The organism is Nevskia soli (genome assembly GCF_903970205.1).
In the GTDB taxonomy this organism is placed as follows: Bacteria; Acidobacteriota; Terriglobia; order Bryobacterales; family Bryobacteraceae; genus Bog-113.
The window spans coordinates 1-21,156 of sequence record NZ_CAJCHS010000153.1 but is presented as its reverse complement, the minus strand read 5'-3'; the positions used below and the strand labels follow the sequence as shown (position 1 = coordinate 21,156).

Below are 21,156 nucleotides of genomic sequence, written 5' to 3'. Positions count from 1 at the left end.
TCTCGATGCCGTCCTCCAGCGCTTCCCTCATGCGCGCGTTATTCTGGCCGGAAGCGCCAAAGCCGCCGAGTTGTTCCAGCGATGCAGCCGGATCGAGCACGCGGAAATCCCGTACAAGAGGAACGGCCCGATAGCGGAACGTCTTTCCGCGTGGCGCCTCATTCGCCGGCAGTTTGCCGATGAGCGAACGCTTATCGTTGATCCCGACTCACGCCTGACGCAACTCGGGCTTCTACCCGTCAACGACGAAAGCCGCTACTTCTTCTTCGAAAGCCGCGCGTACGGCGCGGACGGGAGCGCGAACCTCACTCAACTCGCCCAGCGATGGGTCCGCGAAACCTTTGGTGTCGCAACCGCAGTGAATCGGATTTACCCGGTTCACGCCGCGCGCGTTCAGTCGGGCCGTTATGCTGCCGTTAGTCTGGGGACAGCGGACAATCCCGCAAAACAGCTGTCGACCGCATTCGAATCAGCTCTCATTCGCCTCCTCTGCGAACCCTTCGACAGCGTCATTGTCGATCGCGGCTTCGGCCCCGAAGAGTCTGCACGCGTCGATCACGCCATCGCAGGCACAAACGCTCGAACCTGGTCCGGCTCCTTCGCGGGCTTTGCTTCCGTGATCGGCGGCAGCAAGTTATACATCGGTTACGATAGCGCCGGCCAGCATGCCGCGGCTTCCCTTGGTACACCGTTGATTACGCTGTTCAAAGGCTTCGTGAACGACCGCATGTTCGATCGCTGGCAGCCATCCGGCCCCGGACCCAAACGCGTTCTCACGATTACGGATGAACTTACGGAGTCGGCTTTGTTGCAGCAGGTTGCGGCGGCGCTGGACTCTTTTTCTTCTTCGAACGCACCTGAATCCGCATAAACTTCTGCGGCGTTTCGCGGAACTCGTGCGTGAAGTCGCGAATGTGTACAGCCTGCGTATTGAGCGAAGTGTACATCTCACTCGAGTTCAGCAGTTTCCCGAAACCGCTAGTCGGCGACAGCAGGTTATCGACGGAAGTATTGATGGATTCGATGCGCGCCCGCAGTTGGTTATAGCGGTCATCACTCGTCAGCCATTGCCCGGCCGCTCCCTTACCCGCATTATCGTCCGCCAATGTCTTGTGTATGTTCCGCGCTTGCGCCACCCAGTTGTCATAGTCCGCTGAGCTGCTTAAGTAGCGCCCGAACTTACCCTTACCCTGCTGGATGTCCGCCAGTTCCCGGTCCACCTTCAGAACCGGTTGGCTGATCTGCTCGTAAAGCTCATCGCCTAATATCTGCTTCCCTAAGGGTGTGCGCCGGTTTCCGATTACCTTTTGAATGTTCGCGACCTGCGTCTCCAGGTTCCGGTAGATATCATCGCCTTTGATGATCTGGGCAAGCGGTGTCTTGCCGCCCTGTATCTCATCAAACAACGCGTCCAGCCGGCTCAAGCTATCCCGCAATGACTGCTCCAGATCGGCCGGGTTGAAGGACCCGTTCTGCATTAGACTGGGAATCTCCGAGCCGTCTTCCACATGTTGCGTCGCCTTTCCGGGCGTAATGTTGATGAGCTTGTCGCCCACTACATTGGTTTCCGTCAGGGTAGCTTCGGAATCCACCGGAATGCGGTTTAGATAATGAGCGTCCACCTGAAGGTCGATACGCACCGCTCGATTCGGGTCGTTCGAGCGGTTCAAGCCCACATACTTGACCGTTCCGACCTTGACTCCGCTGAAGTCCACGTCGTCCCCTTTGGCCAGTTCAGCCGAATCCGCGACGTAAGTATGAAGCGTGAACTTTCGATCGAAAAACTCCGTACCACCACCGGAGAGGAGCCATGCGAGCACCAGCACAAGCAGCACGCCGCCGGACGCGACCACAAGTACCCGAAGCACCGTTCCGCGCGGGATACCCTCCAGCTCTTCATCGCGTTCTTCAGGCATTCGTTTCGCTGACGGTCAGTCTAGCAGTCGTTTTGCGTTTTGCGGCTCGTGAAGTTTGATACACTTCGCAGGAATCGAAAAAGGGAGAAAATCGTTGAAACAGCTAATTGAAGTTTTCTACGCGCCCGGTAAGGTCTTCGACTACGTGCGGGACCGCAAGGCCTGGGTCATTGCCACCCTTGCCAACGTTCTTCTGATCTCGTTCACCATCTGGTTTTACTATCAGACGATCGGCGCGGAGAATATGGCGCGCCATCAATTCGAGAACAGCAAGTTCGCGGCCCAGATGTCGGATGATCAGAAACAGCAGGCGATTGCCGCTGCCGCGAGTCCCACTCGGGAAGCGGTCGGCATCGTCGTTGGCGGCGTTTTCGGCGGCGTTTTTATCCTCGTCGTTGGATTGCTTTTCATGGCCATCGCGGGCGTTTCCGGACATTCGATCAAGTTCTCGCAGGGAGCCGGAACTGCGGCCTACGCGGGGTGGCCCGTCGGGGTGATCAAAGTACTCTTATCCGTCGTCGTGGTGCTGGCTGCGGCCGACAAGACCGACCTTGACCCGCAGCATCTCCTCGCATTCAACATAGGCGCCTTTCTGGACCAGCACACTACGGCCAAGCCGCTTTATGCGCTGGCCAGTTCGCTCGATATCTTCATCCTGGCGCAGGTGCTGCTCGGAGCCTATGGTCTCTCGCGGGTTGCGAATATCACCTTCGGCAAGGCGGCGGGCGGCATGATTGCGATCTGGGTCGTGCTCACTATAATCGCGATGGGCTTGTCACTCGTCTTCTAATTTATGAAGTTCCCAATCATTAAAGATCTGTCCACGCGTCGTTCGTTCCTGGGCGCGGCGACCACCGGCGCGTCGCTGCTGTTCGCCAACCGTCTATTTGGAGCTCCGGACGCACAATCAACCGCCCCAAGCAAAGACCTGGAAAGACTAGGCGCGGTCGCCCTGGCTGAAGGAAAGAAGCAGGGCGCTACTTACACGGATATCCGCATTGCCCGCTACCGCAACCAGTTTTCCGGGTATCGCCTGTCACCGGAACGGGGCGGGACTAAGACGGACGAAGTGCCATTCGTATCCGATCAGTCCGCCTTTGGGTTCGGCGTGCGGGTTATCGCGAACGGTCAATGGGGGTTTGCGGCTTCGCCGCTGGTCACCGCCGACGAAATCACCCGGATCACGCGAGAAGCCATTGTGGTCGCCAAGGCGAACTCCGTCCTTCAAGCCAAACCGGTCGAGCTCGCGCCGACTAAGTCCTATGTCGACCGATGGACGTCGAACTTCGAGAAAGACCCGTTCATCGTGCCCACCAATGAAAAGCTGGAACTGATGCAGAGCGTGACCAGCACGATCAAGAAGGATCCGAAAGTCTTCTCGTCATTCGGGATTCTTTGGTTCCGGTCCGAAGATAAGTACTTTGCGTCGTCGGAAGGTTCTTCGATTCAGCAGTTCGTGGTTCAGGGCTATCCTTTCCTGCAAGCCACCGCGGTCGATTTTCAGAACAATATCTCGCGGACGCGTTCCTACTCCGTGGAGCCGCTAAGTGCCGGGTGGGAAGCGATTCCTAAAGCGAACCTTGGAGAGAACGCGCCGCGCATTCGCGCCGAAGTACTCGAACATCTGGCCGCGCCTCCGGTGAAACCCGGGAAGAAAGACCTGGTGCTGCTGCCCAGTCACCTTTGGCTGACGATTCATGAGTCGATCGGCCACTCTACCGAGTTAGATCGGGCTTTGGGGTACGAGGCGAACTTCGCCGGCACCAGCTTCCTGACTACCGAGAAGATGGGCAACTTCTCTTTTGGCAGCGAACTAATCAATGTGTTCGGAGACCGCACGAACGAGGGCGGCCTGGCAACGGTAAAGTACGACGACGACGGCGTGCTAACCACCAAATTTCCGATTATCGAGAAAGGGATTTTCAAGCATTACCAGACGATCCGCGACCAAGCGCATCTAATCGGCGAAACGGAATCGCGCGGCTGCTGTTATGCGGATTCGTGGTCCAGCGTGCCATTCCAGCGCATGCCGAACGTGTGGCTCGCGCCCGGTCCCGCCACGGTCAAACCCGACGACCTGATCTCAGGAGTCGACGACGGCATTCTCATCGACGGCGACGGCAGCTTCTCCATCGACCAGCAGCGCTATAACTTCCAGTTCGGCGGCGATGCTTTCTGGGAGATTAAAGGCGGTAAGAAGCGGGGCATGCTTTCGCGCGTCGCTTACCAGGCGAAGACGACGGATTTCTGGCATTCCTGCGACGGGATCGCCTCCCGCAGTTACTGGCAGCAATTCGGCGCCCCGAGCGACGGTAAAGGCGAGCCCGAGCAATCCAATGCCGTAAGTCATGGCTGTTCTCCCAGCCGGTTCCGGCAAGTGAACGTGTTGTTGACGGATTAGTTGAGGACCCGCCATGTTAACTCAACAGGACGCTAAGAACTTAGTCGATAAAGTCATCGGATACTCCCGTCTACCCGCGTGTGAAGTCAATGTCCAATGGACCGAGGACGCCTTTATCCGGTTCGCCAACAACGGCATCACAACCTCCGGATACCGGGTGACGCAGCAGGTTGGAATCACCAGCATAACCGCCGATAAGCGCACCGGAAACACATCGGTGGGTGAATTAAGCGACGAGGCGTTGAAGCGCGGTGTTGAAGCCGCGGAAGCGCTGGCGGCCATTTCCAAGCCCGATCCCGAGGCGATGCCTGCGCTTCCCGCCCAGGAATACCCGGCGCTGCATAACTTCGATACCTTCACCGCTTCGGCCCGCGGTGATGTCATGATCCCGCACGTAAGGGCGCTCATCGATAGCGCCTCGCGGAACCAGTTGATTGCGGCCGGATACATACAACGAAGTTCGAACGCCGTTGCGGTAGCCAACAAAGCCGGTCTTTTCGGGTATCACACTTATACGGACACGGGTTTGAGCAACACCATGAGGAATCAGGGCGGTACGAGTTCCGGCTGGGCTTCACAAAGCTCGGCTAGTCTGAAAGATCTGGATGGGGAGACGGCCGCTCGCATCTCCAGTGAAAAGTGCCTGCGCGGCGTCGGCCGGAAGAAGCTCGATCCCGGAAAGTACACCGTGGTTCTTGAGCCTGCGGCGGTCGGCGACCTGGTGGGATGGCTCGGGTTCGCGTTCGGGGCGCGTGATGCCGAACAGGGTCAATCCTTCCTGAGTAAGAAAGGCGGGGGCACTCTACTTGGAGAGAAGCTTTACCCCGAGTACATTACATTGCGCAGCGACCCGTTCGACCCGAAGATGGCCGCCACGCCATGGGCGCAGTCGCTGCTTCCTAACGAGAAAATCGCCTGGATCGACAAAGGAGTCGTCAGGAATTTGAACTATGACCGCTTCTGGGCGAGTAAGGCCGGAAAGAAACCAACGCCGGCGGCATCGAACCTCGTATTAGATGGACAGGATCATTCGCTCGACGATCTGATCGCATCCGTCGATCGCGGTTTACTTATTACACGCCTTTGGTATATCCGCGTGGTGCAGCCGCAAACGTGGCAGTTAACCGGCCTCTCGCGAGACGGCGTCTTCCTGATCGAGAAAGGGAAAATCACCGACCCGGTCACTAATTTCCGATGGAACGAGAGTCCGTCCGAAGTTCTTCAGCGGACGACTCAGTTGGGACGCGGCGAGCGCGTCACGGGAGGAGAAACCGGCTCGCAGATTGTCCCGCCGATCGTCTCGACCGATTTCAATTTCGCCAGTGTGTCCGATGCGGTATAGGTCAATACCATAGCGGCAGTGATCCCTTTTTCCCGGCGCGAGCTGCTTCGTAGCGCGGCTGCTTTCACCTCGGTTCTTCCTCTATTCGGTCAAGGCGTTGCGTCTCGAGGAGTGCAGGCGCGGCCTCGCGGCAAACCCTCGGGGTTGGCTTTCGATGCGAAATTCACCGACATCGGCCGGTCCGCGGGCCTGATTCACCCAACCATCTACGGCGAACCCGACCACAAAAACTACATCCTCGAGACGATAGGTTGCGGCTGCGCGTTCATCGATTACGACCGCGACGGCTGGATCGATATCTTCGTACTCTGCGGGACACGACTTGCGGGTCCCGTCGAGGGCGCCACGAATCGCCTCTATAAGAACAATCGCGACGGCACATTTACCGACGTGACCGCGGCTGCCGGTCTAACCCGCACCGGCTGGGCGTCCGCCGTCTGCGTCGGCGATTATAACAATGACGGTTTCGACGATCTCTTCATCACTTATTACGGGCAGAACGTTCTGTATCGTAATAACGGCAATGGAACGTTCACCGACGTAACTAAGGAAGCCGGACTTCTACACACGCGAACCCGCTTTGGCTCAGGTTGCACCTTCATCGACTACAACCGCGACGGGTGGCTCGACTTATTCGTAGCCAACTACATGGATTTCGATGTCGGGCATGCGCCCGCAGCGGGCTCGAATGCCAACTGCACGTGGAAAGGTATTCCCGTGATGTGCGGCCCGCGCGGCTTCAAAACGCTGCCGCCGGTTCTCTATCGCAACAATGGCGACGGTACCTTCACCGATGTCTCGGAACCTTCCGGTATTTCGAAGTCGAAGGGCAGTTACGCGATGACCGCCGTTGCCGCTGATTTCGACAATGACGGATGGCCCGATATCTATGTGGCCTGCGATTCTACCCCGAGTTTCCTGTTTCGTAACAACCATGACGGCACGTTCCGTGAAATCGGACTTGAATCCGGAGCGGCTCTCAACGAAGACGGCATGGAGCAGGCCGGCATGGGTGTCGGCGTCGGGGACTATCTGCTGAATGGGAACCTGGACATCTTGAAAACTCACTTCGCCGATGACACCAGCGTTCTGTATCGCAATAACGGACACGCTTGGTTCGATGATGTCACCGCGGCCAGCGGCCTCGCCGTCGAGACGCGGTTTGTTAGTTGGGGGGTGGGAATCGTCGATCTCGACAACGACGGCCTGCCGGACTTATTTATCGTCACCGGAGGCGTGTACCCGGAAGTGGACGCCAAGCTATCGTCGGATACGTTCAAAGGTCCGCGCCTGGTGTTCCGTAATCTGGGAAGTGGCAAGTTCGAAGAGCTCCTAAGTGAAGCGGGACCGGCTATCGCCGCACCCCATGTCGGCCGCGGCTGCGCGTTCGGCGATTTCGACAATGACGGCGACATCGATATCCTGATCGTCAATCTCAACGAACCGCCTTCGCTCCTGCGCAATGATACTAGCGGCAAAAACAATTGGATTACTGTAAAATTAACTGGAACCCACTCGAACCGTAGCGCCATTGGAGCGCGGGTCACCGCGCACTATGGCGGAAAAATGCAAGTGAAGGAAGTGATGAGTCAATCCAGCTTCTACTCCGCGAACGATCTTCGCCTCCATTTCGGCCTTGGCTCGTCTAAGTCGGTTGACCTCGAAATTCGCTGGCCGGATGGCGCTATGCAACAGATAAACAACGTCCCATCCCGACAAATCCTCAACATCACCGAACCGGCGTCCGCCGTAAAAAGGAGTTCCTCATGAAATTGCTCGCGTGCTTTGCTCTCTCACTCGTAACCCTTGCCGCAGCCGCTCCGCCCGCGGGCATGCAACTGGTTACATCCGTCGAAGGTGTAACTGAATGCCGGCTTGACAACGGCCTGCAGGTCCTTGTCTTTCCCGATCCTTCCAAGCCGACCATAACCGTCAATATGACTTATCTGGTCGGTTCGCGGCACGAAGGCGCGGGCGAACGCGGCATGGCGCATCTGCTGGAGCACATGATGTTCAAGGGCAGCCCCGGGCACAAGAACATACCGGAAGAGTTAACCTCACACGGCAGCCGTCCCAACGGCACTACCGACTACGATCGAACCAACTACTTCGAAACCTTCTCGGCATCGGAAGTCAACCTTCGCTGGGCGCTTGATCTGGAATCGGACCGCATGGTGAACTCCTACATCGCTAAGAAAGACTTCGATAGTGAATACACGGTCGTTCGCAACGAATTCGAATCCGGCGAGAACAATCCGATGGGTGTTCTGGTTGAACGCACTCTTGCCGCGGGCTATGTTTGGCATCCTTACGGCCGTGCCGTGATCGGGAATCGCTCCGATATCGAGAATGTTCCGATCGACAAACTGCAGGCTTTCTATAAGAAGTATTATCAGCCGGACAACGCGGTGCTCACGGTTGCCGGAAAGATTGACGAAGCGCAGCTGCTACCCATGATCGTCCAATACTTCGGTAAGATACCCAAGCCGACCCGCAAGCTGGACACTACTTACACCAAAGAGCCCGTGCAGGACGGCGAACGCTTCGTCACGGTACGCCGCGTCGGCGACATTCAAGCGGTGGTCGACGGTTACCACATTCCCGCCGGCAGCGACAAGGATTTCCCGGCAGTCGACGTACTCAGCACCATACTCACCGACAATCCATCCGGCCGCCTTTACAAAGCTTTGGTCGACAACAAGAAAGCTTCCCAGGTCTTCGGTTGGTCGATGCAGCAGGCCGAACCGGGAATGCTGCTTCTGATCGACATGCTCCAGAAGACGGACTCCATTGATGACGCACGCAACATTACGATCGCTACTGTCGAGAACTTAGTCAAGGAACCGCCCAGCAAAGAGGAAGTGGAGCGCGCCAAAACGCGCCTGCTGAAAGAGATCGACCTCGCCATGCGCGATTCCACACGCATCGGACTTTTCATGAGCGAATGGGCCGCGATGGGCGATTGGCGGCTCCAATTCCTGTACCGCGACCGCCTCCGCGACGTGTCTCCTGCAGACGTGCAGCGTGTTGCCGCGGCTTACCTGAAGAGTTCCAATCGGACCATCGGCGAGTTTATTCCCGATGCTCATCCGGACCGCGCCGAGGTACCCGCCCCGCCCGATGTGGAAGCTATGTTAAAGGGATATAAGGGCGATGCGGCGATGTCGCAGGGCGAAGCCTTCGATCCTTCTCCCTCCAACATAGAGGCTCGGGTGAAACGATCGCAACTCCCTAATGGCATGAAGCTGGAGCTGCTTTCGAAGAAGACGCGCGGGAACTCGGTGCACGCCACGCTGACTCTGCATCTAGGCACGGCTAAATCCCTGTTTGACCGTGAAAACGCGGGCGACTTGATGGTCAGCACTCTTCTCCGCGGAACTAAGGAGCACAACCGGCAGCAATTACAGGATGAGTTCGATCGCCTGAAGGCCCAGGTCAATATTTTCGGGTCCGCCAGTAGTCCGACAGTGGTTATTGAAACCGTTCACGATAACTTGCCCGCCGTCCTGAAGCTTGTCGCCGAAGTGCTGAAAGAACCTACGTTCCCCGAGGATGAAATCAATCAGCAGCGTAAACAGCAACTCACGCAGGCCGAGTCCGGCAAGTCCGAACCGCAGGTACGCGCCAGCGTGGAACTCGAGCAGCATCTCTATCCGTATCCGAAGGGCGACATTCGGCACATGATGAGTCCCGATGAGGAGATCGCGGACCTGATTAAGTTGCAAGTCGCGGATATCCGAAAGTTCTACACCGACTTCATGGGCGGATCGCACGCAGAACTGGCCGTCGTGGGTGACTTTGACGAGCCGGCGGTCAAGAGCCTCGCCGCCGATCTCTTCGGTAACTGGACGTCTCCGGGGCCGTTCGAGAATCTGCCGCACGAGTATCAAAAGATAGGCGCGATCAATCAGTCGGTGGATACTCCGGACAAAGAGAACGCCATGTTCCTGGCGGCCGAGCGCTTGGCGATGAGCGATACCGATCCGGATTACCCGGCCATGGTCCTCGCCAACTACATGATCGGCGGCGGCTTCTTGAATTCCCGTCTCGCCACGCGCATTCGGCAGAAGGAAGGCCTTAGCTACGGAATTGGTTCGCAGTTCAACGCATCGGAGTACGAGAAGAACGGTTCCTTCCGCGTTTACGCGATCGCTGCGCCGCAGAACGTCGCCAAGGTAGAAGCGGCTTTCAAGGATGAGTTATCGAAAGCCATCGCTACCGGATTCACTGCCGATGAAGTCAAGTCCGCGAAATCCGGCTGGCTCCAGAGCCGCCAGGTCAATCGCTCTGACGACGGTGCACTCGCCCGTCTCCTTTCCCGCGAGGATCACTATGACCGGAAACTTACTTTCGATGCGGACCTCGAAACCCAGGTAGGCGCGCTCACTCCCGACCAAGTCAACGGCACTTTGAAGCGCACTCTGGACCCTTCCGCGATCTCATACGTGAAGGCCGGCGACTGGAAGAAGGCTGCACAGGCGGCTAACGTCCCCGCGACAAAGTAGAAACGACTTCCGCGACCAATCGACTAAGTTCCCGCGGACTACGAACTACATAGAGGTTCGCGTCAGGCGCGTGGTTCGCTATAGCTTCCACAAGAAGAGGCCGGCTTTGGCGGCGGTACCGCATCAGCCAAAGCCAAAAATCCGCGCGCTCGCGCGATCGCCGGACGGCTCGCCAGGCGCATCGCACGACCGAGAAGTCCAGAAAAACGACAGTGTCGGCAGCACGAAGCCGAACATCGACGGCGTCGTATGGCCCAAGGTCTCCGTCCAAGATCCACGCGTCCTGTTCTATTAACCGTGTTTGTATCCGCACCCACTCATCGCGAGTCGGAGCAACTAGACCTGGCCCCCAGAACACCTTGTCCAGCTCAACCACTGGAAGTCCGGTGATTGCGCTAAGTCGACGCGCGAAGGTCGACTTACCTGAGCCTCCAGGACCGAGGATGACCACTCGCCTCAACTTAGCGTAGACTACGGTCGCCCGAGCGCAAACCAAATCACGAAATCCGTCATCGGGGGAGTAACCCCCAGTTGTCGCATTCGCGACGCGTTTTGGCCGCGATGATGTTGGCCGTGAGTAATGGCCTGCAGCAGTAACACTCCGGCGGGCGCCTCCCACGGGCCTTGCGGACCGCGCGGCAGAGGAATCATTTTGCCAAGATCGACGTTCTCGATAGTCTCGATGATCTCTCCGTTCGCCCTTTCCATCGCCGCTTCGAGTTGGTCGATGGGTTCGGCAGCCGTCATCCGGGCGGGATCCGGTGTCTCGCCTCGGGCCAGGGTAGTCAGCATTCGCAGCGCCGAGAGTATATGGTTCAACCGCTTCTGGATCTCAGGGTCTTCCAGCAACTGACTGTTCTCGTGAAGCGCCTTCCAATGTGCGCCGTCGGCCCAGGTCTGATGGCGAGCAAGATCCTGCAAGAGTTCTGCATTGGTTGCGGTTGATCCCATGATCAACCTTCTACCACGGCCGACTTCAACCGCCTCATCGCCGACACGATACACAACGATATACGGCAGCCCAGATAAGATCGATTCCCGCTGCCTGGCGGCTTCGGGACTGTCACGCTCCACCCGTCCACAGATGCGCTCCAGATCTTCCGCTGAAGGCATCGACCAACGAACTTCCATCAGCCCCGGAGGAATCGTTGAAGGCGTTGGGCGACTTGTTCGTGCGTAAGGTAATCGCCTTGTTTCAACGCCTGCTCTCCTCGTTTAACCGCATCGACGAAACGAGCTTCTTCATCGAGATAGCGTGAAACGGCATCCCGCACCAAGTCGTCAGGGTTTCGACCCTGTTGAGTCGCCACCTCCGTCAGCTTCGCTTCAAGTTCGGCGGGTAACTGGACATCGACAGATTAGCTCCTTACCCGAGCACACCTTGTGCGCACGTCTGCTGAACAGATAAACAACCGTGTCAGCGCGCCGATCCCGCCAAACCCGGCAACCCACCCATCGACTTCGCACTCTTCACGGCCCGCAAGATACTCTGCTCCACGGCTTCGATCGCGGCAACTCCAAGCACGTCGATTTCCGCCGTCTTACTCCCAATAGAAACCGCGAAAGTAACATCCCCATCGAGCATCGTATTCACGGGCGCGATGGTCCTAACCACTCCGATACTTGCCAGCGCCGCAAGCTTTCCGGCCATCACTTTAGTAAGTACGGCATTAGTAGCTACCAAAGCTAGAGTGGTGTTGCCGAACCCGCCCGTCTGTCCACTTAGCATGGCGCGTTCGGCATTTACAAACTCACGCGAACTTTCTGAAACTCTCGCTCCCGCGATCACCTTGCCAGTCGAAGGTTCGCGTACATCGCCCAGCGCATTTACCGCAATCAGGGCCGCCACTATTACTCCGTCGGGCAACGAGACCGAGTAACTCCCGATCCCGCTTTTCATTGCCCGCTTCATCCCGAACAGCTTGCCCACGGTCGCGCCCGTTCCCGCCCCCACGCACCCTTCCACCACCGCCGCGTCGGAAGCGCCGGCAGCTGCAGCTTCCCCCATTTCGCGGCCCGGACGCACTCCCGACTTACCAATGGCTAGATCGAAGAGAATCGCGCTCGGCACGATCGGCACGCGCGCGACCCCGGTATCGAATCCGACGCCATGCGCGCCGAGATAGCGCCGCACACCGCACGCCGCCTCCAACCCGAATGCGCTGCCGCCCGAGAAAACGATTCCGTGTACGCGGGAAGTCACGTGGCCAGGGCTCAAGGTGTCGAGTTCCGACGTTCCGGTCGCCGAACCTCGAATGTCCACGCCGCCGACCGCGCCGCCTTCGAACAGGATCGCCGTGCATCCCGTCAACGCATCGAAGTCCGAAGCGTGCCCGACGCGGATACCTGGAACATCGGTTAGGCCCTTCATTTTCGGTTCGTATGTTAGCATCGATCTTATTTACAGGTCGTTAAATCGCGCAGTTCAATCGCGGGTGAAACTTGCTGGACATCCTTAAAGGGCCCGTCGAGGCGACTCAAGACTTCATGATTCTGACCGGGCAGGCGATGCGCAATCTGTTCCGCCGCCCGCACTATCTGGACGATGTGCTGATCCAGATGGACTCTATCGGCTTCGGCAGCCTCTTCGTCGCCGTTCTCACCGGTTTCTTCAGCGGCGCCGTGATGGGCCTCCAGATGGGCCGCGCCCTTGGCCAGTACGGGCAAACGAGCCGCACCGGCGAAGTGGTTGCCATTATCCTGGTCCGCGAGCTCGGCCCTGCCCTCACCGCCCTGATGATTGCCGGGCGAAACTCGTCGGGCATCGCGAGCGAACTCGGCTCCATGCGGGTAACCGAGCAGATCGATGCCATGCGCGCGCTGGGCACGGATCCGATTCAAAAGCTGGTGACGCCGCGGATGATCGCGACCGCCGTGATGCTGCCGTGCCTTACCGTGATCGCGGATTTCGTGGGAATGATCGGCGGTTGGGTGGTCGCGATTCTCGTCTATCATTTGCCGACGCGCCAATACTGGACTTCCTGCTGGCAGGCGCTGGAGTGGAGCGACGTCGTTCAAGGCCTGCTAAAGCCGTTTATCTTCTCGTTCGTGGTTTCACTCATCGGCTGCTACTACGGATTGCGCACCACGGGCGGCACCCAGGGCGTTGGACGCGCGACGACGCAAGCCATGGTCACCGCTTCCGTGCTGATCTTCATCCTGACTACTTTCATCACCAAGATCTTCGTCGCCACCACCTGAACGATGGCGCAGAACGATAGCATTCTCCGGTTCGAGAACGTAAGCGTCACTTTCGATACGGTCGAAGCTTTGAAGGACGTCAGCTTCGATTTGAAAGAAGGGCAGACGAGAATTATTCTGGGCGCGGCCGGCAGCGGCAAGACCGTTCTGCTGAAGACCGCGATCGCTCTCGACTGCCCGTCGGCGGGTAAGGTGATTCTGTTCGGCCAGGAGATTCAGAACCTGCGTGAACAGCAGCTCTTCGACATCCGGCGCCGGGTGGGAATTCTGTTTCAGGAAGGGGCGCTTTTCGATTCGATGACGGTGGAGCGCAACGTGGCCTACCCGCTAATTAGCCTGCGCACCGCTTCGGAAAGTAAGAAGAACGTAGATCGTTCTAAGGACAAACCGGCGGAACCGACCCAGAGCATCCGCGAAAGAATCCAACAGGCGCTCGATTTCGTCGAACTGGGCCAGACGCTGAAACAGTTCCCGGACGAACTATCGGGGGGCATGCAGCGCCGCGTCGCCATTGCGCGCGCCGTGGTGGCCCAACCGCCGCTCTTGCTCTATGATTCGCCGACCGCGGGGCTCGACCCCATCACCGCTCATACCATCGTCACGCTGATAATCAAGGAACGCGATCTGGACAACACCACAGCTCTTGTAGTCACGCATCGCTACCAGGATGGCAATCTCGCGGCGAACTTCCGCTACAATCCTGATAATGCTCAGCTTGAGCCCGATCCAACCGCGGCGGAACGAACGATCTTCATGGTGATGCGCGAGGGGAAGCTGGTTTTCGAAGGAAGTCAGCGGGAACTCGAAGCGTCAACCGATGATTACGTATCTAAGTTTGTGAAGAGAGACTGACTCGATGCCGTCTCCGAAGCGCGTCCGCTGGGCTCAACTACGTGTGGGACTGGTGTCCCTCGCCGCTTTTGTCATTACCGCGATTCTCATTTTCCTGCTCACCTCGAACACGAAGTTTTTCGAGCGCCGCTTCCGTCTGCGGACCTACATGGAGGATTCGGCCGCGATGGCGGAAGGCGATCCGGTTCGTCTCAACGGCATTTTGGTCGGCAACATCGAGCATATCCGGCTCACGCAAAATAAAGATCCGCACCGCATTGTCGAGATTGAGATGTCGGTGCTGAAGAAGTATCTCGACCAGCTTCCGGTCGATTCGCAGGCCGGCATCGCCGCGTCGAACCTACTCGGCAGTAAGTTCATTAACATCACGAAAGGGAAGAGCGCGCAGCATGTGGAACCGGGCGGCGAGATCAAGTCGCAGGAAGTGGTCGATATTCCGCAGCTATTGGCGCAAAGCGCCAGCATCCTGAGCCAGTTCCAGGGGATTGTAGGCAAGGCTGACGCGCTGTTGAGTTATGTCAACAGCGGGCAGGGCAACGTGGGTCTTCTCCTCAAAGATGACAAGCTTTACAACCAGGTGAACCAGACTGCCGGCGAGCTGAACCAGATCGTACACGATATTCGAGCCGGCAAGGGAACGGTAAGTAAACTCATTTACGACGATCAGCTCTATAACGACATCCGCAGCCCGATTCAGCGACTGGACGCACTGCTCGCGCAGGTGCAGCAGGGCCAGGGTACAGCCGGTAAGCTACTGTCCGACACCGCCCTTTACGACGAAGCGCGGCAGTCTCTGGCCGAAGCGCATACCATGCTCAACAATCTAAACAAGGGCAAGGGCACGGCCGGCAAGCTTCTTACTGACGAGGAGTTGTACAACCAGTTGAACGCCATCGTGAATAAGGTCAATACCGCGATTGACCGCGTCAATGCCGGGCAAGGCACCATCGGTCAGTTGTTAGTCAATGACCAGCTCTATAAGTCGCTGAGCGGACTTACTACGGAAGCGCAATCCCTGATAAAAGACATGCACGCGAACCCGAAGAAATTCCTTCGGATCAAACTGGCGCTGTTCTGATTCGTCTGGCTGTCAATGCCGATGACTTTGGTTTCACGCGCGACGTGAACGACGGCATTGTAGAGGCGCATCGCTCCGGAATCCTGACTTCGACGACGCTGATGGCGAACGGCGTAGCCTTCGATCATGCGGCACAGCTGGCGCGCAGCAATCCTACGCTGGATGTCGGTTGTCATCTTACTTTGGTCGGCGGCGAAGCGCTCACCGGCGGCAGGCTGCCTTCGGGTGTTCCGGAACTGCTGACCGCTCTGGCCCGCGGGAAGCTGGCGATCTATGAAGAACTCGCCGCCCAGGTGCGCAAGATCCAAGCGGCCGGTATTCGTCCGACGCATCTGGATACCCATAAACATACGCACCTTGCGCCGCCGGTCTTGCGCGCCGTTGCCCGCATCGCGCACGAGTTCGACATTCGCTGGATTCGGCGGCCCTTCGATTTCTCTCCGATCGTCAACGGAGGCTGGGCGCCGAAAGCGCTGCGGCTCGCGATCGGATTGCAGCGCCTGCCGTTCGCGCGCGTGTTGGATGGTTTGCGCACCACCGATCACTTCGTCGGGTTCGCGCTAACCGGACGCATCGGAGTTGAAGAGATGGAGCAGGCGATCCGCCGGCTTCCGGAGGGTTTCACCGAGTTGATGTGCCATCCCGGCTATTGCCGCGACGAGCTGATGGCCGCTCCAACGCGCTTGAAACAGAGCCGGGAGCGCGAACTGGAGGCGCTGCTGTCGCCGCGCGTACGGCGCGCCGTGGAAAGCCGGAACATTCTGCTGGCCGGTTTCGGTTCCGCATAGCGCTTTAGTTAGCGGCGTCAGGTACACTGCCTACAAAGGCCACCTCACATGCCTACCCTGTATGTGGTCGCCACTCCGATCGGAAATCTGGAAGACATGACGTATCGGGCCGTTCGCGTCCTGAAAGAAGTCGACTGGATTGCCTGTGAGGATACGCGCGAGTCACGCAAACTGCTGGACCATTACGAAATTCGAACGCCGATGGTCAGCTACCACGATTTCAATGAGCAGGAGCGCGCCAAGGAACTGGCGGAGCGACTGCGGGCGGGCGAAAACGGCGCCATCATTTCAGACGCCGGAATGCCGCTGGTTTCGGATCCGGGTTATCGGCTGGTACGCGCGGCTATTGCGGCCGGAATCGATGTCCAACCGGTGCCCGGCGCTTCCGCGTCCCTGGCCGCTTTGGCAGCGTCGGGACTGCCCACGGACTCGTTCCACTTCCTCGGTTTCTTGCCGGCGAAATCGGGTCAGCGCGTACACTTGCTGGAGACCTTGCGTAATGAGAAAGCCACGCTGATTTTCTACGAAGCGCCGCACCGGATTATGGAGACGCTGGTCGACATCGATCGTGTGATGGGAGAGCGGCCGGCGGTACTCGCGCGGGAAATGACGAAGATGCACGAAGAGTTTCTGCGCGGCACGCCGCGCGAGATTCTGGCGAAGCTGAGCGAGCGGGAAGGGCTGCGCGGCGAGATAACGCTGCTCGTCGGCAAATCCGATAAGCCGGTTCAGACTAATGTTCCGATCAACCAGGCGGTGCAGGAACAGATCGGCACGGGACTGTCGCGGATGGATGCGATGAAGGCGATCGCGCGGGAGCGCGGGATCTCGAAGCGTGAGGTGTATAAGCGGTTCGCGCTTACCGGGACTAAGGGTTCGGAGCGGCATAAGCCGGCGGAACGCTGAGCGCATCAACCTGAGCCGGGGACTCAATTGGAGATGGACGACCTTGGAGAATCGTTGGTGCTGAAGCGAGTCTCGAGCGAGACCGGACGATGGGCCTAAGCTTTGAATTTGATCAGGAGAGCGACGGGCGCTGGATCGCAGGATCCCTGAACCACCCGGTGCACTCGCTTACGGCTTGAAACAAGAGGAAGCGGTCGCTAAGGCCGAAGCGATAGCTGCACGTATACTTGAAGCCCATTCAGCCGAGTGAGCGAGCTCTAATTTGTTCGACTCCCTGGACGAGCGTTCCCCGGTTGGCCGTTTCTTTCTCGCGCAAGGAACGCGCTACTTCGTTCAATTCTTGTTTCAATATCCGCTGATTGCGATTGCCGTATTTCCTGCCGATGCGATCGTTTCTCATTTGGGGATGAAGTCGCAGGTCGAACCCTACGCAAGCTTTGAAGGCTTCGCTCTTGTTGAGTTTCTATATTGAGGCGTACTTTTAGGATGGGCCGCCGGCAAGTTGATTCCATCGCTAGTCATCACGGGAGTTTGGATGGGCGCGCTTCCCTTGTTTCACGCGGGCGGAAAACGCGCGCAAACGTATCCTTGGCGATGCGCCTTTCGCAGCTACTAGCTTGGCTGACGTTCTTCTCGCTATCTTTGTTGCTCATGCTGTACTTCGAGCAACCGATAGTCGATTGGGCAAGGCAGTGTGGATACGGATCGATCCCGCAATCCTACCCATTGCGATAGCGCCAGCCCACTATCCGATCAGTTCCCTATAGACTTCCTCATACTGCGGAATGATCCGATCCGTGGCAAAACGCGAAACGGCGGTCTGCCGCGCTCTTGCCGACATGCGCGCGTGCAGCACATCGTCAGTTAGCAGTGTCACCGTCTTGACTGCCTGCGCTTCGATATCGCCAACAGCTGACAGAAAGCCATCCTCGCCATCGGTGATGAGCTCGGGAACGCCGCCCACGCGCGTCGCAATCGGTGGGACTCCGCAGGCCATCCCTTCCAATGACGCCAGTCCGAACGACTCCATCTCGCTCGGCATCAACAGCACATGCGCGAGTCTGATGAGCCGCTCGACATGGTCTTGCTTACCTAGAAACGTGATGTGCTTTTCGACGCCTAAGTCGCGCGCCATTTGCTCGGCCGGCCAGCGATCCGGTCCGTCGCCCGCCATCAACAGGTGCGCCGGCGTCTGCTTCACTACCGCAGCGAGTATGCGGACGCAATCGACCACGCGCTTCACCGGACGGAAATTCGAAAGATGAATCAGCAGTTTCTCGCCGTTCGGCGCGTATTCGCGCGCGCCGGCTTTCTCCTCGTCGGGAATGTAGATCTCCGTGTTGACAAAGTTATGAATTACATGAATCGGCCGCTTGATTCCGAAGACTTCCTGGGTCTGCTGGCGAAGGTCCTGACTAATCGAAGTAACTCCATCCGATTGCTCGATCGAAAACTTAGTAATTGGAAAGTAACTTCGATCGAGGCCGACCAGGGTGATATCCGTGCCGTGCAGCGTTGTCAAAGTAGGCAGCCGCCGCACGGGCGCGAGCATCTGTTTCGCCAGCATCGCGGAAATCGAATGCGGGATGGCGTAATGCACGTGCAACAAATCGAGGTTCTGATATTGCGCCACTTCCGCCATCCGCGACGCGAGCGCCAGTGTGTAGGGCGGGTACTGAAACAACGGATAGGGCGTAACTTCGACTTCGTGATAGTGGATGCGAGGCAATCCGGAATCGAGCCGGATCGGATTCGCGTAGGTGATGAAGTGGATCTCATGGCCGCGCTGCGCGAGCTCAAGACCAAGCTCGGTGGCGACGATGCCGCTGCCGCCGTACGTGGGATAACACGTGATGCCGATCTTCATTGAATAGCGATGCTCCCCACGCCGATCTGCCCGTCAAGATTTTGCGCGGGATTGGGTTGATCGCCGCCGCCAAACCACAATCGATCGTCCAGAACCGTCGGGTCGCAAAGCACCGCGCGGTCCCACGGCTGATCGCCCGTGAACGGCTTCGGCTGCCGCGTCCAATGAACGCCATCGCGGGATTGCGCGGCGATGAGCGAGCGGCGTTCCGTCGCGCTGCGGCCGGTGTACAGCATCCAATACGAACCCTGCGCTTGCCACACGGCCGGTTCACCTAAACCATTCTCATCGGGCGCGCCGCTGCCGGCTTCGGGAATCGTCAGCACGGGGCTGGAGCGCAGCTTGGTCCAATGCACGCCGTCGCTCGATCGCGCAAGTCCAATCTGTTGCTGCCGCGCGCGATTCTGACCCAGATAATACAAGTAATAAACCGATCCGATTCTGATCACATACGGATCGGCGACGCCGCGCTCGTCCCAACTGCCGCGCGGTCCGAAACCCAGCACCGGCTTCGGTTCTTTGCGCCACGAACGCCCATCGCCAGATCGCGCGAGTCCGATTTGAGGAGCGCCTTCAGGACCGGCCTGATACCAATACCACCACGTCGCGCCATCGTAGAAAGCGCTGCCGTTTGCCGCGATGTAGCTGCCTTCCCAACTCTCCGCGTTGGGTGATAAGACAACGCCGTGCAGATCCCAGTGAACACCGTCCCCCGACGCGGCTAAAGCCGTGCGCCAAACGCGGCCGTCAAATTCCGAATAGAAGTTATAGAGTTGCCCGCCCACGCGCACTACGGAAGGATTCAGCACGTCATGCGCGCTTCCGCGTTCGATTACCGGCTGCGGCGCCAACTGCAAGCTCATGGTCCTTGGATGCGACGCCGGCTCCAGCGGTGGCAAGGTGAAATCCGCATAGCCGCCGCAGCCGGTTAGAACGCTCGATAACAAGACGATGACTACCGCGCCGTGCGAGAATCTGGAATCGCTGTGCAAGTGTTAATCACCGAACATATCAGTGTCAACATAGCCAAGATCAAATGCGAGTCCTCGTCCTAAACTGCGGCAGCTCTTCGTTGAAGTTCCAATTGATCGAAACCAGCCGCGAGCAGATCGCGCAGAACAACGACCGCGTTCTGGCGCACGGCGCGGTGGAGCGCGTCGGTTCGGATGACGCAAAGTTCACGTACCAAATGGCCGGCCGGGAGAAGGAGGAGAAGCAACAGGCCGTCAAAGATCAGAAGCAGGCGATCCAGTTGGCATTCGATCATCTCACCGCTCCCGGAGGCGCACTGTCGCATCCCCAAGATGTCGAAGCGGTGGGCCACCGGATCGTCCACGGAGGCGAAGCGTTTCACGAGTCGGTCATCATCGATGACCGGGTGCTCAAGGATATCGAGAAGCTTTCCGATCTGGCGCCCCTGCACAATCCGGAAAATCTGAAAGGCTACTACGCCAGCCGCGAATTGCTGCCCGACGCGAAACAGGTTGCCGTCTTCGACACCTCGTTCCACCAGACCATGCCGCCGCGCGCCTACCTTTACGGGCTGCCATACGAATTCTACGAACGCGACCACATCCGCAAGTACGGTTTCCACGGCACCTCGCACCGCTACGTCTCCTGGCGATTTGCGATGCTGCACCAAAAGAAGCGTGCCGACTACAAGCTGATCACGTGCCATCTCGGAAACGGCTGCTCGGTCTGCGCGATCGATCACGGCAAGTCGATCGACACATCGATGGGCTTCACTCCGATGGATGGATTGCTGATGGGAACGCGGCCCGGTGAAATCGATCCGGGCGCAGTGCTCTATCTCGCGCAGCGCGATCCGGATGGCGCTCAAGGAATGGAGAAACTGCTGAACCATAAAGCCGGCCTGGCGGGATTGACCAACAGCACCGGAGACATGCGCGACATCCAGAAACGAAGCGCGGAGGGCGATCAACGCGCGCGCGACGCGGTCGATGTCTTCTGCTATCGCGTGATCCAGTTCATCGGGTCCTACGCTACCGTGCTCAACGGAGCCGATGCCATTCTCTTCACCGGGGGCATCGGCGAAAACTCGAGCGAGATCCGCGCGCAAGTCTGCCAGGGACTAACTTGGCTCGGCGTGGAACTGGATGCTGCGGCGAACGACCAAGCCCGAGGCAAAGACGCTCGCATCACAACCGAAGCTTCGAAAACGCCCGTCTGGGTAATTCCAACGGACGAAGAGCTGCTAATCGCACGCGACACGTTTCGCTGTATCGAGGGTATCCCTCACCCGTAGTCTCGTAGCCCGTGGTAGGTACCGCTCCGTCACC

General features: G+C 58.4%; 18 protein-coding genes. 13 read left to right on the top strand and 5 right to left on the bottom strand.

From position 1 onward, the window contains the following. On the top strand, positions 1-871 hold an 871-nt coding region (locus H1Y01_RS07105), incomplete at its 5' end, for a glycosyltransferase family 9 protein (protein ID WP_219341347.1). Here the strand turns inward: H1Y01_RS07105 and H1Y01_RS07100 are convergent. Continuing rightward, entirely contained in the window at positions 792-1,916 is a 1,125-nt protein-coding gene (locus H1Y01_RS07100; RefSeq protein ID WP_180539745.1) for an MlaD family protein, read from the bottom strand. The two genes, H1Y01_RS07105 and H1Y01_RS07100, sit on opposite strands and share 80 nt — an antisense overlap. A gap of 94 nt (positions 1,917-2,010) precedes the next feature. Here H1Y01_RS07100 and H1Y01_RS07095 point away from each other — a divergent pair, with 94 nt between their 5' ends. From H1Y01_RS07095 to H1Y01_RS07075, 5 genes are read left to right on the top strand one after another with little or no spacing between them, the layout of a single operon-like run. Then, positions 2,011-2,706 carry a YIP1 family protein gene (locus tag H1Y01_RS07095; RefSeq protein ID WP_180539744.1) on the top strand — a complete coding sequence of 232 codons (696 nt, stop codon included), beginning with the start codon at positions 2,011-2,013 and terminating at the stop codon, positions 2,704-2,706. Positions 2,707-2,709: 3 nt separating this feature from the next. Then, the gene (locus H1Y01_RS07090) at positions 2,710-4,317 is read left to right on the top strand and encodes a TldD/PmbA family protein (protein WP_180539743.1); all 1,608 of its coding nucleotides are present in this window, start codon (positions 2,710-2,712) and stop codon (positions 4,315-4,317) included. 13 nt (positions 4,318-4,330) lie between these two features. Further along, positions 4,331-5,659, top strand: a complete 1,329-nt coding sequence (locus H1Y01_RS07085; RefSeq protein WP_180539742.1) for a TldD/PmbA family protein — start codon at positions 4,331-4,333, stop codon at positions 5,657-5,659. An 18-nt stretch (positions 5,660-5,677) separates the two neighbouring features. Continuing rightward, the gene (locus H1Y01_RS07080; protein WP_180539741.1) at positions 5,678-7,429 is read left to right on the top strand and encodes a CRTAC1 family protein; all 1,752 of its coding nucleotides are present in this window, start codon (positions 5,678-5,680) and stop codon (positions 7,427-7,429) included. After that, positions 7,426-10,164, top strand: coding sequence for a M16 family metallopeptidase (locus H1Y01_RS07075; RefSeq protein WP_180539740.1), 2,739 nt, complete (start codon positions 7,426-7,428; stop codon positions 10,162-10,164). The genes H1Y01_RS07080 and H1Y01_RS07075 overlap by 4 nt, the downstream gene beginning before the upstream one ends. Positions 10,165-10,635: 471 nt before the next feature. Here the strand turns inward: H1Y01_RS07075 and H1Y01_RS07070 are convergent, their stop codons facing one another. Together H1Y01_RS07070 and H1Y01_RS07065 are read right to left on the bottom strand one after the other, a co-directional pair. After that, a complete protein-coding gene (locus tag H1Y01_RS07070; RefSeq protein ID WP_180539739.1) occupies positions 10,636-11,295 on the bottom strand; it encodes a DinB family protein in 660 nt (219 codons plus the stop codon). Between the two features lie 286 nt (positions 11,296-11,581). Continuing rightward, the gene (locus tag H1Y01_RS07065) at positions 11,582-12,535 is read right to left on the bottom strand and encodes a P1 family peptidase (RefSeq protein WP_180539738.1); all 954 of its coding nucleotides are present in this window, start codon (positions 12,533-12,535) and stop codon (positions 11,582-11,584) included. Positions 12,536-12,606: 71 nt separating this feature from the next. Here H1Y01_RS07065 and H1Y01_RS07060 point away from each other — a divergent pair, with 71 nt between their 5' ends. The 6 genes from H1Y01_RS07060 to H1Y01_RS07035 all read left to right on the top strand — a co-directional run bounded on the left by H1Y01_RS07060 (position 12,607) and on the right by H1Y01_RS07035 (position 17,461). Continuing rightward, on the top strand, positions 12,607-13,365 hold the full coding sequence (locus H1Y01_RS07060) for an MlaE family ABC transporter permease (protein ID WP_219341346.1): 759 nt from the start codon (positions 12,607-12,609) through the stop codon (positions 13,363-13,365). 3 nt (positions 13,366-13,368) lie between these two features. Next, positions 13,369-14,217: an ABC transporter ATP-binding protein gene (locus H1Y01_RS07055; RefSeq protein WP_180539737.1), complete on the top strand. Its 849-nt coding sequence runs from the start codon at positions 13,369-13,371 to the stop codon at positions 14,215-14,217. Positions 14,218-14,221: 4 nt separating this feature from the next. Further along, entirely contained in the window at positions 14,222-15,295 is a 1,074-nt protein-coding gene (locus H1Y01_RS07050) for an MlaD family protein (protein WP_180539736.1), read from the top strand. Continuing rightward, entirely contained in the window at positions 15,265-16,083 is an 819-nt protein-coding gene (locus H1Y01_RS07045) for a ChbG/HpnK family deacetylase (protein WP_367399776.1), read from the top strand. The genes H1Y01_RS07050 and H1Y01_RS07045 overlap by 31 nt, the downstream gene beginning before the upstream one ends. Before the next feature lie 48 nt (positions 16,084-16,131). Then, positions 16,132-16,989, top strand: a complete 858-nt coding sequence (gene rsmI, locus H1Y01_RS07040) for a 16S rRNA (cytidine(1402)-2'-O)-methyltransferase (RefSeq protein ID WP_180539735.1) — start codon at positions 16,132-16,134, stop codon at positions 16,987-16,989. Positions 16,990-17,251: 262 nt separating this feature from the next. After that, the gene (locus H1Y01_RS07035; protein WP_180539734.1) at positions 17,252-17,461 is read left to right on the top strand and encodes a hypothetical protein; all 210 of its coding nucleotides are present in this window, start codon (positions 17,252-17,254) and stop codon (positions 17,459-17,461) included. Positions 17,462-17,734: 273 nt separating this feature from the next. On the opposite strand, the gene bshA is transcribed toward H1Y01_RS07035, so the two are convergent. Together bshA and H1Y01_RS07025 are read right to left on the bottom strand one after the other, a co-directional pair. Further along, a complete protein-coding gene (bshA, locus tag H1Y01_RS07030) occupies positions 17,735-18,856 on the bottom strand; it encodes an N-acetyl-alpha-D-glucosaminyl L-malate synthase BshA (protein WP_180539733.1) in 1,122 nt (373 codons plus the stop codon). Continuing rightward, the gene (locus tag H1Y01_RS07025; protein WP_180539732.1) at positions 18,853-19,848 is read right to left on the bottom strand and encodes a family 43 glycosylhydrolase; all 996 of its coding nucleotides are present in this window, start codon (positions 19,846-19,848) and stop codon (positions 18,853-18,855) included. Before H1Y01_RS07025 ends, bshA begins: the two co-directional genes overlap by 4 nt. 44 nt (positions 19,849-19,892) lie before the next feature. On the opposite strand from H1Y01_RS07025, the gene H1Y01_RS07020 reads away from it, so the two are divergent. Then, entirely contained in the window at positions 19,893-21,122 is a 1,230-nt protein-coding gene (locus tag H1Y01_RS07020) for an acetate/propionate family kinase (protein WP_180539731.1), read from the top strand. Positions 21,123-21,156 lie beyond the last annotated feature (34 nt).

What these genes read in the sequence shown, in the direction of transcription:
- H1Y01_RS07070 (WP_180539739.1), bottom strand. Translation starts at nt 11,295, where the DNA reads ATGGAAGTTCGTTGGTCGATGCCTTCAGCGGAAGATCTGGAGCGCATC.
- H1Y01_RS07055 (WP_180539737.1), top strand. Translation starts at nt 13,369, where the DNA reads ATGGCGCAGAACGATAGCATTCTCCGGTTCGAGAACGTAAGCGTCACT.
- H1Y01_RS07065 (WP_180539738.1), bottom strand. Translation starts at nt 12,535, where the DNA reads ATGAAGGGCCTAACCGATGTTCCAGGTATCCGCGTCGGGCACGCTTCG.
- H1Y01_RS07050 (WP_180539736.1), top strand. Translation starts at nt 14,222, where the DNA reads ATGCCGTCTCCGAAGCGCGTCCGCTGGGCTCAACTACGTGTGGGACTG.
- H1Y01_RS07075 (WP_180539740.1), top strand. Translation starts at nt 7,426, where the DNA reads ATGAAATTGCTCGCGTGCTTTGCTCTCTCACTCGTAACCCTTGCCGCA.
- H1Y01_RS07020 (WP_180539731.1), top strand. Translation starts at nt 19,893, where the DNA reads ATGCGAGTCCTCGTCCTAAACTGCGGCAGCTCTTCGTTGAAGTTCCAA.
- H1Y01_RS07100 (WP_180539745.1), bottom strand. Translation starts at nt 1,916, where the DNA reads ATGCCTGAAGAACGCGATGAAGAGCTGGAGGGTATCCCGCGCGGAACG.
- H1Y01_RS07085 (WP_180539742.1), top strand. Translation starts at nt 4,331, where the DNA reads ATGTTAACTCAACAGGACGCTAAGAACTTAGTCGATAAAGTCATCGGA.
- H1Y01_RS07090 (WP_180539743.1), top strand. Translation starts at nt 2,710, where the DNA reads ATGAAGTTCCCAATCATTAAAGATCTGTCCACGCGTCGTTCGTTCCTG.
- bshA (WP_180539733.1), bottom strand. Translation starts at nt 18,856, where the DNA reads ATGAAGATCGGCATCACGTGTTATCCCACGTACGGCGGCAGCGGCATC.
- rsmI (WP_180539735.1), top strand. Translation starts at nt 16,132, where the DNA reads ATGCCTACCCTGTATGTGGTCGCCACTCCGATCGGAAATCTGGAAGAC.